Raw genomic sequence first — 15,061 nt, 5'->3', positions numbered from 1 at the left:
AGACGTGAGCACGGGCGGGCGTGCCAGGAGCGGCGGGCGGGTGGTCGGTCGGGAGCGAGGCAGGCTTGACATGGGAATGCGGCCCGAAGGAAATCTCCTCGGGCCGCAGTTCGGAATCTGTATACGCTTTCGCAGCCGGCCTGCGCGCCGGCGTCCAGCCGGGCCCGGCCCGGGACGAATCAGGGGGACCAGATGACCACCACGAAGACCTCAAGCCCGGCAGTATCAGTGCCCGGCCGTACGCCGGGCGCCCCCGGCGCGCTCTTCAGCGACGAGGCGTCCGCGGTGACGAGAGCCGTGCCCGGCGCGGCCCGAAACTTGCCGCGGCCACTGGACACCCTGACCTGGCAGGAGCCCCCCGCCATGGAGGACGCGGACGACGACGCGCGGTGACCGCATGGCCCGGGCACGTCGCCTCTCGCCGCTCGGCTGATCCGCCCAGGCGCCCCACCACGATCACCGGTTGTGCCAAGCAGAGTGGTCCTCGTTCCACTGCTCCCGGGCCCTGGCCCGCTCCACCTCTGCGTCCAGGCGTTCGACGCGCGTGCCGTCCTCGATGTGGACATCGGTGCGCGACGAGCCAGCGTGGTACCGGTGGCGCTGGCTGACGATGACCACGGTCCGGGCGAAACCCGCCTGGTTCGGCATCGTCATCGCCGTCGACACGAAAGGCCCCGCCGGGCCGCCCGGCACCGAGATCCAGGCGTCCTCGTCGGCCTGCCAGGGGAAGATCAGGTCTCCTCCCTGAGGGCCGGTGCCGGAGGGAAGACCTGCGAGCGCCGGTTCAAGACCGGCGGTCTGCCTGGCGAGCGCCTCCAGTTCGAAGACGGCCACCTGGAAAATGTCCCCGGGGGCTGCCATCTGCCCAAGCATGGCGAGTTCTGAGGCCACCCGGCGCCAGTCCTCCGCGCGGTCACCGGTGATGCTCCGGTCCGTGCACAGTGTGGTGAGGGTGCGGGTAACGAAGGCGTGACGGGCGCGTTCTCGGCCTGCGTTGCCTCGCATGGCCGGGGGCAGAGGCGGGAGGCGGTCGGCGAGGCGCCGGGCGCGGAGTCGGGTGTCCGGGGCGGGCATCGGGGTCCTCGAAGTCCAAGGGCGTTCGGGTGGGTTCTGGCTTGCCGCTGCTCGCCGGTCCGGTGCCGTCGGCGCCGGACCGGGCGGAGCGGGTTCGGCGGGCACCGGCCGGGGCGTGGAGGGAGCTACTCGCCCCGGGTGCTCCATCCGAAGAAGCACCAGGTCGGTTCGTCTCCCAGCGTGCGCAGCAGCAGTGCGGCGGCGCCGGATCGGACGATCGGTACCTCCACGCGCGGGGGCCGCAGACGGAGCATGAACAGGCGGGGAGGAAGGTCCCAGCCCTGTTGTTCACCGAGCCGGTACTCGATGTCGGCCAGGACGGAGGCGACCATGTCGGAGGCCAGGTCGTGCGACGGGGGCGCAGCGGAGAGGGGATGGAGGTCTCGGGGCATGGAGGAGCCACCTTTCGTCTCGGCCGCGCAAGAAGGCGGCCGCAGCGAATGCGATCAAGGGAGTGGAAGAGGGCCGGTCTGACCCGGCGACATGAGCAATCTACATACTGAAATACGAATACACAACATCCGTGTTCTGTGTGTACGGCGCCGACCTGACGCGCCGGCAGGTCACAATGGGAGCGGTCTCGACGGCGTCCGGCTACTGGGGGAGTGTCTTTGTCCATCGACCGCCTGCAGCCCATCAGTCCCGCAGCGCTGGCCGCCCGTACGCCCCGAGTTCAGATCCCGCCCTCCCGCGCCGACGCCTCGGTCGAGAGCACGTCCTTGGCCCTGATGGACGCGGACGCCTTCCGCAGCACGCTTCAACGCGTCGTCGCCCAGGGCACATCCGCTGCTGCGGTCGCGTCCGAAGCCACCCGTCGCATCGCCCGGGGCCACCTCGACGTCGCCGCCCTGCGGACCGTGCTGTTCGACACGGCCGGTACAGACGTCTGGCCGCCCGTACGGCAAGCCGCCATCACCGCCGTCGCCGCCAGCCCGGCCCTGGCGCCGAGCATCATCTCCATGCACGCCCAACTGCTGCGCACCCCCTCCGCGACCGTCCGGGAGGGACAGGGGGATGACGGCCAGCCGTTCTTCGTCGCACAGGCCACCTTCGCCCCTGCTGGCCGTGACATCACCGGCAGCGCCCAGCGGGCCCGCACCCGTAAGGCGGCGCGGCAGCAGGCCATGACCACCCTCATCGCCGCGCTCGCCGACCTGCCGGACCCCCTCGCCGATCGCGCGGTACCCGAGTGGAACTGGGACACGCCCGCCGCCCAGCCCCAAGCGCCCGCTCCAGCAGCCGAAGCCAACCCCGTGTCCGCCTTGAACGAGTTCCACCAGGCCGGCCACATCACCCGGCCCGACTACCGTCCCCCCACACCGGCGCCCACCGGCTTCACGGCCACGGTCACCGCCGTCCACCGCGGTCGGCAGCTCACCGGCGAAGGAGCCGGCCCCACCAAGCGGCAGGCCCGGGCCGAAGCAGCCGACCAGCTCCTCAAGGCTTTGCAGACCGCCCTCGGCGCCGACGCCGAGCCCCCGGCTGCGACCGAACCGGCGGCTACGCCCGTCCAACCCGCGCTCCCCATGCTGCCCGCGCCGACAGACAACCAGGAGCCGCCGCGCGCCCTCCCCGCCGGCCCGGCCGATCTGTTCGCCGCCCACCGCCTTCTCGAGCAGGCCCTCGCCGACGGCGCCGCCCTGACCCTGCTGCCCTCGCGCCACCCCGGCCGGACCGCGTGGATGCTGTTCCAGCCCGACGGCGCACCCTTTCTCGCTCCCGGCCACCTGCCTCCGCCGCTTCAGCCAGTCGCCCGCGACCTCGTCCTCGCCGGCGCGGGCGGCATCATGCCGCGCCGCGCCACCGTGACGGGCATCGCGGTCCCCGTCGGCCTCGCCCTGCCCGCACTCCTCGCCCCCCGCGTAGGCGAGCACGCCTCCGTCACCGGATGGCGAGCAGGCCTACGCCTGGCCGTGGAGTGCGTGGCCCAGCAGCGCGTCTATCCCGCCCTGACCGCCGACGGCCAGGGCTGCTGGCGCATCGGTCCGATCACCGATCCACTGCGCACCGCCGTCACCGAGGCCGCCGCCCGGATGGCCCCCGAGGGACACTGCCTCCTCGCCGGCCACAGCCCCCTGCGCGTCCCGGCGCCCGAGCACGCCCTCTGGCCCCTGCTCGACGCCGTCGCCGACGCGATGGTCCGAACCCCTGGTGCCGCCCCCCTCCTGGGCCCCGGCCCGTTCACCAGCACCCCGGCACCCGACACCGAGCCCAGCGCAGAACTGTGGGCCTGGGCCGACGCGATCGAGGACGCCGCCGACCCCTGCCCCGCTGCCCGCCTCACGCTGCGCATCAAGGAACCCGAGAACACCGAGCACGCCCCCACCGCCCAGGCCGTCCTGCTCCTGGCCACCGACGACCACGACGAACCCGTGCCGGCGAGCAGCATCTGGGAGGGCCACCCCAGCCATTCCACCCTGACCCCCACCGTGCTGCCCGGCGTACGCCGCGCGCTGCGCCGCGGCGCCCGCCACTTCCCGCCGCTCGGCGACCTTGCCGCACAGGACCGCCCCCGCCGCCTCACCCTGTCTGCCGAGGACCTCGCCCGGCTTCACGACCACGCCGTCTCCCCGCTCGCCGCGGCCGGCATCACCGTCCACTGGCCACAAGCGCTTCTCGGCGCGCTCACCGCCACCGCCGTCATCGGCCGCCACGACACTGCCGACGAGTTCACCCCCGGCAGCGGCTTCCTGGCCCTGGACCGCCTCGTGGACTGCCGCTGGCACATCAGCCTCGACGGCGAACCGCTGACCGAGGACGAGATGACCGCCCTCGCCGACGCCGCCTGGCCGCTGATCCGCATGCGCGGCCGCTGGCTGCTCATCGACCCCGACACCGCCCGCCGCGCCCGCCACCGCGAACTGGCGCCCCTGCCCTCTCTCGACGCGCTCGCCGCCGCCCTGTCCGGCACCCTCACCCTCGACGGCGAAACCCTCGACGTCCGGCCCGCCGGCACGCTGGCCACCCTCGTCGACGCCCTGCGCCAAGCCCCCGACGACCCCCGCCCCGTACCACCGCCGGCCAGCCTGAACGCGAACCTGCGCCACTACCAGCAGCGGGCCCTGACATGGCTCGCCCACACCCTCGACCTGGGCTTCGGCGCGCTCCTCGCCGACGACATGGGCCTGGGCAAGACGCTGACGACCATCGCCTTGCACCTCCACCGCGCCGAAACGGCCGGCGAAGCCGCCGGCCCGACCCTCGTGGTCTGCCCGGCCTCCCTCATCACGAACTGGCAGCGCGAGATCGCCCGCTTCGCCCCGGACACCGCCGTTCTCCGGTACCACGGCACCGGCCGCACCCTCGACACCGATGCGCTCGGCCACACCACGGTCGTCATCACCACCTACGGCACCCTGCGCCGCGACCCCGACCTCGCCGCCACCCACTGGGGCCTGGTCGTCGCCGACGAGGCCCAGCACATCAAGAACCCGGCCTCCGCCACCGCCAAGGCACTGCGCGACCTACCCGCCCGGTCCCGGCTCGCGGTCACCGGCACCCCCGTCGAGAACAACCTCACGGAGCTGTGGGCCATCCTCGACTGGACCAACCCCGGCCTCTTCGGCACCCGCGCCGCGTTCCGCGCCCGCTACGGAGCCGTCGAGAAAGACCCGGGCGCGCCCGCCGCCGCAGGGCTCGCCCGGCTCATCGCCCCGTTCATGCTCCGCCGGCGCAAGAGCGACCCCGGCATCGCCCCCGAGCTGCCCGGCAAGATCCACCACCACCGCGTCGTCGCCCTCACCGACGAACAGACCGGCCTGTACGAGGCGATCGTCCGCGACACCATGCACAAGATCACCACCAGCAGCGGGATCGAACGCCGCGGCCTGGTCCTGAAGCTGCTCCAGGCCCTGCGCCAGATCTGCAACACCCCCACCCTCTACCTCAAGGAACCCCTGGACGACGCCGAACCGGCCGGCCTCGCCCACCGCTCCGGCAAGCTCGCAGCCCTGGACGACCTCACCGCGACCCTCGCCGACCGGGGCGAAGCCGCCCTCGTCTTCACCGGATACGTCCAGATGGGCCGCATCCTCGAGCACCACCTGCGCGCCCGCGGCCGCTCCGTCCGCTTCCTCCACGGCGGCACCCCGCCAGCCCGCCGCCAGCACCTCGTCGACGCCTTCCAGCACGACCCCGACCCAGCCCCGGTGTTCATCCTGTCCGTCAAGGCGGCCGGCACCGGACTGACCCTCACCCGGGCCGAGCACGTCATCCACTACGACCGGCCCTGGAACCCCGCCGTCGAGGACCAGGCCACCGACCGCGCCCACCGCATCGGACAGCACCGCACCGTCCAGGTCCACCACCTGATCACCGAGGGCACCGTCGAGGACCACATCAACGAACTCCTCGCCCGTAAACGCGCCTTGACCGACGCCGTCCTCACCTCCGGCGAAGGCGCCCTCACCGAACTCGACGACACCGAGCTCACCGCCCTCGTCACCCTGGGAACCCGATGACCGGCACCGCCCGATCCCTCGCACCCCTGGCCGGCGCGTGGAAACAGGCCTTCCACCTCGCCACCAACGGCTCCGGCTCCTACGGCAAGGGCCTCAACCTCGCGCGCAACGGCGCCGTCGCCCAGATCCAGACTCAGCCGGGCAGAATCAGCGCCCCCGTCGCCGCGAAGAAGGCCACCCACCAGGCCGCGATCCACGTCCCCGAGCTGACCGCGGCCCAATGGGACACGCTGGCAGCCAAGCTCGCCGACGACCCTCAGGCCGTTGCCGACCTCGTCGCCAACCGGATCCCCGCCACGATCGCCGACTCCGGGCACGCCGGCGGCATCTCCATCGCCCCGCCGGCCGATGGCATCACCTTCTCCTGCTCCTGCCCCACCGGCCGGACCCACCGCGTCTGCGACCACAGCGCAGCCCTCGGCCACGCCGTCGCCGAACGCCTCGCCGCTACACCCTCCCTGCTGCTCGGCGCCCGCGGCATGACCGCCCGCGCCCTCGCCGCCCACGTACGCGACCTCGTCGACGGCGCCGACCCCGGCCCCCTCCCCGCAGACACCAACGGCACCGTGCGCGCCACACAGCTCTACGCACTGGCCGCCCACCGCCCCCCACAGCCCCCGCCGGACCTCGACCTCGACGCCGTCACCAACCTCACCTGGAGCGACCCACCCCTCCCCGGGCCCCGAGCCCAGGACCTGATGTGGATGACCACCGATGCCGCCGCCCGCGCTCGGACCCTCCTGGCCGGCACCGCCGCTGCGCCCCACGACGAGCTGGCCGACATCCTGCGCATCCTCGCCAGCCCCGACGGCGCGGACCATCTGGAGGCCGCCCAGCACGCCACCGGCATCCCCGAAGCCACCCTGCGGGCGATGATGATCGGCTACCGCCACGGCGGCCCGGCCGGCGCCCACACCACCCTCGCCGCCACCCCAGCAACCATCGACGTCCTCGAACGGGCACGAGACACCGTCCACACCTCCCGCGCTGTCGGCCTCGGGACCATCACCATCGACGGCAGTGCGCTCACCGACACGACCGCCGGAGTCCAGATCCGCCCGGGCCACGACGGCCGCTGGTACCCCTTCACCCTCTGGCGCGCCGACGAGTGGCGTCCCGCACCCGGAGCCTGCGACGATCCCGCCGAGGCCTTCCGCGCCGCACGACGCGCCCGCGCCGCACGACCACTCAGGCGATAGCCCCACCGACGACCTGACCCACGACGTCACCGAGCCCGAAAGACCCACCGCAAGCCCTTGGATCCGCAGACCGGCGTACGCGTCTGCCAGTTCCTCGTCGACCGGCTCGAGGAGCGGCGCCGCGAGCAGCACATCCGCCCGCGCTTGCGCGAAGACGGCTCGCCTCGCTGGTGACTCACTGGAAGCCGTCGTTGAGGCCGCGCAGACGGCTTCCCACCGGAAGTTGAACGCGGCCCGTCCCATCCACCAGGGTTTCACCTCTGCGAGCGAGCCGGTGTGGATGATCAGCCGCTATGCCGAGGCCCGCGAGGCACTCACCGACCCGCTTGCCCCGCCGAGCGTCGTAGGCGCAGGGAGTGCGGGGTCGGACGTGCGGTCGGGAGGACGCCGACCACGATCAGGCGGGGGATTTCAGTGGCACTACGGGCGTGTCTGATGATCCAGATGCTGTCTTCGATGTCGCGGTAGCCGCCGGAGTGGTCGCTGGCGTCGCCGACGAGGAGCAGAGCGAAAGGTGGTCCGGTGGCGGTGTAGTTCGCGGCCTGGGCGAGGTAGTCCCGCTCGACGGTTTGCTGGGTCCTCCACGGCGTGGTGCGCCATTTGATCTCGGAGACGAAGCGGCTGCCGGGCTCCGGCGTGTAGATGACGTCGGCGCGCCCGCTGGCGACGTCCCACTTTTCCCGCTCCACGGTGCCCGGTGGGAAGAGGGGACTGAGGTGCTGGTGGAAGTCGTCCTGGAGGTTCTTCTCATTCCAGGGGACGGCGTTGCCGTCGGCGTCCTTGCGCGCCGGCCCGAGGTAGGCGGTGCGCTCACCGTAGAGGTTGGCCTGGGCGTCGAACCGGTCGTAGAGGAAACGCAGGAAGTGCTCCAGCAGTGGAGTGAAGTAGTGGCTGTCGCTCGGCTTCCAGGCCGGGCTGGTCTTCAGGATGTCGAGCAGAGTCTCCAGGTGGGTGTCCACGCGGGCATTGCCGGTGGGGGTGTAGCCCCTGGCGAGCTGGTGCGCGAGCTGCTCAAGCCGGTCGAGCTGGTGAGAGTCGAGGTCGTCGCGCAGGCCGGTGGCGTCAGATTGAAAGAGCGCGGCAAGTGCGGGACGGCCCTCCAGGGCTTTTCCCGGCACCGCCTCCTGCCGTGCCGCTTCACCAGCCGACTGCTGGCGCCGTTGGCGTACAGCGTCGTACAGCGTCTGGGCGTCGGGGTGGTCGGTGAATTGGGGGTCGTGGGCGAGGGCTTGTTCCAGTTGGTGCAGCAGGCCTTGGCTGCGCACGAACGGCGCTTCCACGGCCGGGCTGATCAGTGCCGTGAGGCCCGGGGAGTCATTGGCGGGGGCATGGATGCTGCGGCTGGCGAGGTAGATCTGCAGGAGGTCGCTCAGGGCGTCGGCGGGGCTGTACCAGCTGGGCTGGTCCAGGTGTGTCTGTGCGGCGTTGAGGGTGGTCACGAGCTTCGACCAGGCGCTTTGGGTCAGGCTGCGGGCGCTGAGCCAGTCGAGCTGGTGCATGCGGCCGGTCCAGGCGGCGAGGTGCGCGGCCGTGGTGTCCAGCTGGTCGGCTGCGCCGGTGAGTCGTTGCCGGGCGCTGGTGTCACCCGTCGGGTTCTGTTCGAGGTCGGCGAAGGCGAGGACGGCTTCGATGGCGGCGGCGTGGGCGCGGGCGTCCAGGCGTGCCTCGTGGGTGCGGTCGAGCTCGGTGAACCGCATCAGGGCTCGCCGCAGTTGTTCGTCGGCGGTGGTGCGGTCGGCGGCCTCCAGCGCGGTTCGCTCGTCAGCCAGGGCAAGTTCGAAGCTCGCGTCGGCTCGGGTCGCCGGGTTCAGGTCGGGCTGATTCTCCAGGGCGCTGAGGACGTCGAGGAGGTGGTCGGTGTCGGCGAAGTGGTCCCGGGCGATGCCGATCAGGATCGGCAGGCGTTCGAGGGCGTCGGCAGGCTCGCTGCCGGTGATCTCGGTGAGCAGAGCGAGCAGACGGTGCGGGGAGCCTCCGGCTACCGCCAGGCGCAGCAGGCCGGCGATCGCCGGCTGGGCGAGGGCGGCGTCGCAGTCGCCGGCGAGCGCGTCCTCTGCGAGCGTGGCCAGGTCTCGTACGGTTCGGTTGCCCAAGCGGGCGGCCAGTTCCGGCTGGGTGCACACGACGTCGAGCGCGTCGGCGAGGACCCACGCCGAGTGAGGGCGGCGCAGGCCTCGGGCCGCGGCCGCGAGCAAAGGGCCAGCCTGGTCGGCCGGGACGGTGTCGAGGCTGTGGGACAGCGCGGTGAGGAGGTAGGGCAGTTGAGGCCCGGAGGCCAGCGTGTCCGCCTCAGCCGCGACGGCGTCTGCTCCGCCGAGGTCCTCCAGGCGGGGGCCGGCGTCCAGTTCTTCATCGCTCGCCCGGCTGGCCCACTCCTGGAGGGCCTGGTCCACGCTCGGAGCCACTGTCCTCTCCTCTCTGCTGGGCCGCGCCGGAAGCGAGCAGCTTAGAACAGGTGTTCACTGTCGCGGGTGATGAGGTGGTCGGCAGGTAGATCGTCGACGAGTTCGGGCTGGGCGGTGGTCAGCACGACCTGCAGGTCCGGGAGGTCCTTGGTGATGGCCTGCAGCTCGGCGATCAGCGTTCGGGCCGGTACTTCGGTGACCTCCTCGGCGGCGACGGAGTCAATCAGCAGCAGACCGGGATGGGCGGCCACGCCGCGGTCGGCTCCGACACGCAGCAGCGCGATGACCGTGGCGATCCGCATGCGCAGCCGGTCACCGCGGCTGAGGCGTTTGAACGAGGTCTTCACCCCGGCTTTGACGGCGTTGACCCGGCCGGAGCGGTCGAGCCGGACGCTGTCGAGGTTCTGCACCCCGAAACGGGTCGCCAGCTCAACGATCTGGGTATTCATCGCCGGGAAAAGCCGCTTGGCGGCCGCGTCGACGGCCTCTCGTACGGCGTCGGTCACGGCCTCCAGGACCTGGGCGGACACGGGAACGGGCGGCTCTTCCGGCCCGGAGCCGGTGGCGGCGAGGCGTCCTTCCAAGCCGGCTGCCTGAAGCTCCAGCTGGCGAAGGCGCTCATGGTTCTGCGACGTCGCCAGCGCCGTCTGCAGCGCAGCCGCGGCCGCCTGTTGCTCGGCGAGCGCGGCGTTCACCGCGGCCGCCGCGGCGTCGCGCTGCCGACTCGCCGCGTCCTCCGCCTCCCGCGCGCTCTCGAGCTGCTGCTCCAAGTCCTGCAGCAGCACTTCGGCGGTTTCTTCGTCGACCTCGGGCAGCGGCCGGGTGCACACGGCACAGGAGGCCTCCTCGCGCTCCTGCTGGCGGCGGTCACGATCGAGAGGCTCCTCGCATCGCGGACAGCACACCGGGTCGAGCCGGCCCAGCACCCGCCGCGCCTGCCAGGTCTCACGGGCGTCCAGCAGTGCCTGGTCGGCACGCACCCGCGCCGTGTTCGTCTCGGTCAGGCTCTGTTCGGCCTCATGGAGCACACTCTGCGTGTCCCGAAGCCTTGCTGCCGCCTGGTCGGCGGCCTGGAGCAAGGGGGACACATCCCGGCTCGCCACGTCCCGAAGTTCGGCGATCTGCTGAGAAACCCGCTCCAGTTGCTCCTGCCACGCGGTGCGCTCGGCCCTGCGGGCGTCGGCGTCTCCTTCCGCACGGCGCTTTCCTTGAGCGAGGGTCTTGCGCTCGCGCTTGTCGGCGACCGACAGCTGAGTGAGCACGGTGCTGTAGGGGATGTCGACGAAGAGCTCCATCAGCCGGGCGGACAGGCCCACGGCGTTGACATCCCCGAGAAGGATCTCATCGCCCCCCGGGTTGAGATAGCACGCTCCGAAGTACGAGGCCCACCCATGGACCTGAGGTGCGCCCTCGCCGTCGGCGCCGCCGCCGGCCTGCCACAGGCTCGTGTGCCCCATCCGCAGCGCGTCGAGGAAGAACGCGCCGATGCTGCGGCCCACCTCGTCAGCTCCGGAAGCCTGCTCCAGCAGCCGCAGACCCTCCCCGCCGTCGCCCGCGGCAAGCAGTTGCTCCACGGTGTCCGCGGTGAGGATCCGCCCGGTCAGCGCCGGATGAGCGCCGGGATCGACATCCAGGACAATCCGGATGGGGCGTCCGGCCACCGCGACGTCCATGCTGAGGTGCCGCACCCAGGAGCGGACGTCCAGAGGCAGATCGCGAGGTTCTCCACGAAGCGGCCAGACCAGGAATTCCAGCAGGCTCGTCTTCCCCGCACTGTTGTCGGGGTGGACGATCGCCCACACGCCGGCCGAGAAGTCCCGCTCCACACTGAAGGGATCGCCCGAGTGCTTCACCCCGTGGACTCGAAGGCGCAGCATCCGCAGTCGGCGGTCGGCCGCTGCCGGACTCTTCAGGGTGATATTGGCCTCTGCGAGCGACCGCTCCACCTGCTCCGGGGTCAGTCCCAGCTTCTCGGCGACACTCTGCAGAATGTCGCCGGCCCGCGGAACCTCGGGGACCTCCGGGGTGGTTGTCTCGGGCGACGCGGTCACGAGGCCTCCTGGGCGACGTCGGACTCCGGCATTTGGGCGGCAGCCTTCAGCTGACGCAACCGTGCGCGGGCCTGCTCGGTGATGGGCGAGATGTATTGCCTCCACGGGGTGTCGGCGTAGTCGCTCAACAGGTACTGCCGGTTCTTGATCTGTGTACCGCCGAGCCCGTCGACCAGCGCCACGACCAGTTGGGTGCGCTTGACGTACCACTCCAGTGCTGGGGCGTCCTGCACCAGCGACCGGGCCACTTCGCGGCCGCGTTCGAGGAGGAAGTAGACGTGCTCGACGACGCGCTTCTGGCCGCTTCGGCCAAGAACTTGCGTTTTGCGGATCAGCCCGCGCTCTACCAGCGGCGCCAGCGCGTCATCCAACTCTTCGAAGGCACCGAACTTGTGACGCAGCATCGGAAAGCGCCTCAGGTCCGGCTCCTCCGAGTCCAGGATGTCCGAGGCGAGGCTGAGCAGTCCCTCTTCGTCCGGGGCCGTCTCGTACTCATTCATGAGCTCGAAGGCCAGATAATCCGGGTAGCGCACCCAGAAGTCCAGCTTCTGCAGGCGAACCTGTGTGTGGACCACGCCCGCCGTCGCTGCGGGCACATCCTCGTCCTGAGACGGCGGCTTGGCGGCCGCGTCGATCAGCAGCAACAGCCGGACAGAGTCCTGCCAGCGACTCGCCCTGCGTACCGCTAAGGGTGCGACCATCGTGCTCCTTCACACCAGCCGTCCGCTCCGTCACCAGGTGTCATCCTGGCAGGTGGACGGCCCGGCAGACCAGATGCCGTCACGGGAATTCACCGTCGCCCGCCGCCCTTTGTCGGCCCCAGAGTGTCCTCCCGCACACATAGACCCATCCCAGCGGGCCGAGCCCGCACCTACGGACGTCTACCGTGGGGCCGGCGCGCAGACCAGCACGATCACCCGAAGGTGTACCAGTACCTCGGCGAACGGTGCTGCGCCTGCCCGTGCCGCGGCCGGGAAGCGTCAGTGTCTGAGACCGACCCGCACCGAGTCCGCTCCCGGGCTCCGAGACGACCCGAGAACCTTCGGGGGGCGTGAACATCTCCTGACCGCAGCGCTGCCCGCCGCTTGCTTTGCCCCCGCTCACAGCCGACACGGTGGCTGGCACCAGACGCTCGTCTCCACCGTCCACCGTGACCAGCGGCCGTCCGCCGTGGCGGGCGGGTCGGCACGCGAGCGCGGGCAGCCTCAGACAGCAGTTCACCAGCCCTTTACGGCAAAGATCACGCCAGCCTGGCCCAACGCTGAATGCCATGAACCCGCGGGGGCGATACTCGGTCTGCCGCCTGACCACACATGATCACGGCCTGAGCGGGGGAGATACCGCGCTGGATAAAGAGGGGGGAGCCAGTGGCCGCGACGGAACGCGACCTGCACGAGCAACACAGGGCCATGACCTCGGACCTGGCATCGCGGCACGCCCGCGTCAAAGAACTCGATGTCGACGACGCGGAGTTCGACGGCCAGTACACCGCTATGGTGCAAGGAGCCGCAGAACTCCTTGCGTTCGAGCAGACGTTGCCGACCCGGCTGGCCGAGCCGCAGCGGCTGCGGAGCGCGAAGATCGTGCGCTGGTCGTGGCGAGGGCAGACCGCAGTGTCCATCGCGCTCATCACCGCCGACCTCGTCCTCGACCGCACTGCCTGGTGGCTTCTGCTGCTCATACCCCACGTGCTGGCCACGCTGCTGGGGTGGTCGATCAAGGTGACGGTCCAGCAGCACAAGCAGCAACGCGGGATCGCCTTCGCTCTGCACGCCCTGTGCGTTCTCGTGATCCTTGTCGCCCTGGGAGTGCTATCCGCCTGGTGGATCATCGCCGTCCTCATCGGCTGGGCCTTGATCGGCGGAGCCTGTGCAGATGCCCCGCAGCAGGGGGCGAAGAAGTGACCGAGGACCTCGACCGCCGCCTTCGGGACACCGACCGCCGCCTCCGCGATCTAGACCACCGAATCGACGACCTCGACAGCGAACACCAGAGCCTGAAGAGCAAGTTCGGCTATACCGAGGACCTCGACTACGAGCTGCGCGACATCCGCAGCGACATCTCCGAGTGCGACGACAAGATCGACAAGGTTGAAGAGGAGCTGGGCGACCGTATCGGAGACACAGAGCAGGCCATCAAACGCCTCACGCAGCACGTGCGGCTGCTCGACGGCCAGCTCAAGGTCTCTGGAGGAGTGCCCGCCGCGGACCTGGACACCTACACCAAAGACCAGCACGCCCTCGCCCGCACCATGCTGAAGGGCTGGAACGCCCGTAGCCTGCTCCTGGGCGACCACGACCGCCACACCCACCAGGTGCGCGTCCGGCACCACCGGGAAACAGCCGACAGGCACCGGACAGCGCTCGCAGCAGTCGTCGACGCTATCGGCGCCTTCACAGCCAGCCGCTACGGCACCACCGGTCATTCCGAGGCCGCGGGTCGGCTTCGCACCGCAATCGCCGACGAGGCAAGACTTCGCCAGGACCTCGCCCGACAGGCCCCACATGCCGAGGAGTCCGCGACCGCCCTGGCGGACGACGCCTCGACCCGCGCGGACAAACAGCCGGCGATGTCGGCTGGCGACCGCGCTGAAAAGCGCCTCACGATGGCTTTGCGCAGCCGCCTGGCCGACGCCGTCAGCAGCCGCGCAGTGCTGCCCGCCTGGTTCGTCACCGTCCTCGGAGCAGCACCACCCGCCCGAGCAACGGACCAGTGGCTGGAGACCGCCACCCGCGTCCTGCTCTACCGCCTCACCTACGACATCACCGACCAGGTCGTCGCCCTCGGCCCCGAGCCCTCCGACACCGACCGGCATCGCCGCAGCTGGTACGAACAGCTACGCAAAGACCTGCGGCGCTGGTGAACGGCTCCTGCCCTCACGCCCCGAAGGGTGACCATGCTCCGCGGCGCCACCCACTCCCAGCTCTCCGGTCACTTCGATCGCTGGATCGGCCCGCTGTGCGGCGTTTGACCCGGTGGCCACGGCGACGACTGGAGCACCCTCCTCGGCACCGCGCAAGATGGCCTGCAACCGGTTCTGCAACCCTCCGAGGCCGACCCCTACCGACGTGTTGCGCACCTGCTCGCACGAGCCTCCTCAAGCATCGGAGATTCGCAGAACGCCGACTCCGCCCTTGAAGCCCTCGGTGCCGCAGAGGCGATCGCCGACCAGGCCCGTACCAGGGCCGGCCAGGAGTGCTTCGTCGGGCTCCGTTCGGCCAACGTGGCTGCTGCCAGCCGCTGCGGGCAGCGAAACCGGTTACGTCGGCTGGCGGTTGGAAGGCGCGATGCGAGGCGTAGAGGAGAATGGGCAAGGCACGAAACGCTCGCGGCGCCGGTGAGGAGAAGAACGTTGGATCTGCAGGCCGGTGTAGGCGTCTACCAGTTCGTTCGCGACCGACAGGACGATCTCCGGGACGAACAACACCCGGATGGCCACGACGCGTACGTCCAGTCCTGGCGCGACGCCCACGAACTCAGCCAGGGGTTCGCTACTGCGGTTCACGCGGGCAACACCGATGAGGCCCGCCGCCTTCTCGACGCGCTCATGGCCATGGCCGACCAATGGAAGAGCCACCCTGACTTCCCCGCCGCAACCCGCGCCGTCCTCGCTGTGCACGACGCGGACACCCCAGCGGAACGGTGATCATGAAGGGCTCTTGGTTTCTCATGTCGGGCGCGGTCGTCGTCATGCTGCTCCTCACGCCCCTTGTGATCCGCCTTCGTATCACTTCGTGGACTGTGGGGTGGCTGGCCATCCTGCTGGGCTCCCTCGCCGTGATGGCCCTGCTGGGTCTGACGGCACGCCTCACCGATACGGATGGCCGGCCGACGCTCGTTGACGACCTGGAATCCTGACTCGGTACGGACCG

The 15,061-nt window shown here is 70.8% G+C and carries 12 protein-coding genes; 6 read left to right on the top strand and 6 right to left on the bottom strand.

The window, feature by feature from the left end:
- Positions 1 to 192 precede the first annotated feature (192 nt).
- Positions 193 to 393, top strand: a complete 201-nt coding sequence (locus ACH41F_RS40340; protein WP_181411860.1) for a hypothetical protein — start codon at positions 193 to 195, stop codon at positions 391 to 393.
- A 63-nt stretch (positions 394 to 456) separates the two neighbouring features.
- Here the strand turns inward: ACH41F_RS40340 and ACH41F_RS40335 are convergent, their stop codons facing one another.
- On the bottom strand, positions 457 to 891 hold the full coding sequence (locus tag ACH41F_RS40335) for a hypothetical protein (RefSeq protein ID WP_391237830.1): 435 nt from the start codon (positions 889 to 891) through the stop codon (positions 457 to 459).
- A 308-nt stretch (positions 892 to 1,199) separates the two neighbouring features.
- On the bottom strand, positions 1,200 to 1,466 hold the full coding sequence (locus ACH41F_RS40330) for a hypothetical protein (protein ID WP_391237827.1): 267 nt from the start codon (positions 1,464 to 1,466) through the stop codon (positions 1,200 to 1,202).
- Between the two features lie 219 nt (positions 1,467 to 1,685).
- Between ACH41F_RS40330 and ACH41F_RS40325 the strand changes: the two genes are divergently transcribed.
- Positions 1,686 to 5,534: an SNF2-related protein gene (locus tag ACH41F_RS40325; RefSeq protein ID WP_398839736.1), complete on the top strand. Its 3,849-nt coding sequence runs from the start codon at positions 1,686 to 1,688 to the stop codon at positions 5,532 to 5,534.
- Positions 5,531 to 6,733 (top strand): hypothetical protein, encoded by a 1,203-nt coding sequence (locus ACH41F_RS40320; RefSeq protein WP_391237824.1) that lies wholly within the window; start codon positions 5,531 to 5,533, stop codon positions 6,731 to 6,733. The genes ACH41F_RS40325 and ACH41F_RS40320 overlap by 4 nt, the downstream gene beginning before the upstream one ends.
- A 314-nt stretch (positions 6,734 to 7,047) precedes the next feature.
- Here ACH41F_RS40320 and ACH41F_RS40315 read toward each other — a convergent pair whose 3' ends face one another.
- The 3 genes from ACH41F_RS40315 to ACH41F_RS40305 are packed head-to-tail and all read right to left on the bottom strand — an operon-like array spanning position 7,048 to position 11,833.
- Positions 7,048 to 9,138, bottom strand: coding sequence for a hypothetical protein (locus ACH41F_RS40315; protein WP_391237821.1), 2,091 nt, complete (start codon positions 9,136 to 9,138; stop codon positions 7,048 to 7,050).
- 41 nt (positions 9,139 to 9,179) lie between these two features.
- Positions 9,180 to 11,294 (bottom strand): hypothetical protein, encoded by a 2,115-nt coding sequence (locus tag ACH41F_RS40310; protein WP_391237819.1) that lies wholly within the window; start codon positions 11,292 to 11,294, stop codon positions 9,180 to 9,182.
- Positions 11,186 to 11,833 (bottom strand): hypothetical protein, encoded by a 648-nt coding sequence (locus tag ACH41F_RS40305; protein ID WP_307018550.1) that lies wholly within the window; start codon positions 11,831 to 11,833, stop codon positions 11,186 to 11,188. Before ACH41F_RS40305 ends, ACH41F_RS40310 begins: the two co-directional genes overlap by 109 nt.
- Positions 11,834 to 12,556: 723 nt before the next feature.
- On the opposite strand from ACH41F_RS40305, the gene ACH41F_RS40300 reads away from it, so the two are divergent.
- On the top strand, positions 12,557 to 13,093 hold the full coding sequence (locus ACH41F_RS40300; RefSeq protein WP_391237816.1) for a hypothetical protein: 537 nt from the start codon (positions 12,557 to 12,559) through the stop codon (positions 13,091 to 13,093).
- A complete protein-coding gene (locus ACH41F_RS40295; RefSeq protein WP_391237813.1) occupies positions 13,090 to 14,052 on the top strand; it encodes a hypothetical protein in 963 nt (320 codons plus the stop codon). The genes ACH41F_RS40300 and ACH41F_RS40295 overlap by 4 nt, the downstream gene beginning before the upstream one ends.
- A 396-nt stretch (positions 14,053 to 14,448) precedes the next feature.
- Here the strand turns inward: ACH41F_RS40295 and ACH41F_RS40290 are convergent, their stop codons facing one another.
- Entirely contained in the window at positions 14,449 to 14,808 is a 360-nt protein-coding gene (locus ACH41F_RS40290) for a hypothetical protein (protein ID WP_391237811.1), read from the bottom strand.
- Positions 14,809 to 14,831: 23 nt separating this feature from the next.
- Here ACH41F_RS40290 and ACH41F_RS40285 point away from each other — a divergent pair, with 23 nt between their 5' ends.
- Positions 14,832 to 15,047, top strand: coding sequence for a hypothetical protein (locus ACH41F_RS40285; protein WP_391366184.1), 216 nt, complete (start codon positions 14,832 to 14,834; stop codon positions 15,045 to 15,047).
- The last annotated feature ends 14 nt before the right edge of the window (positions 15,048 to 15,061 follow it).

This window comes from Streptomyces sp. NPDC020489, from assembly GCF_044386545.1.
GTDB lineage: Bacteria > Actinomycetota > Actinomycetes > Streptomycetales > Streptomycetaceae > Streptomyces.
This window is presented reverse-complemented; position numbering and strand designations above follow the sequence as displayed.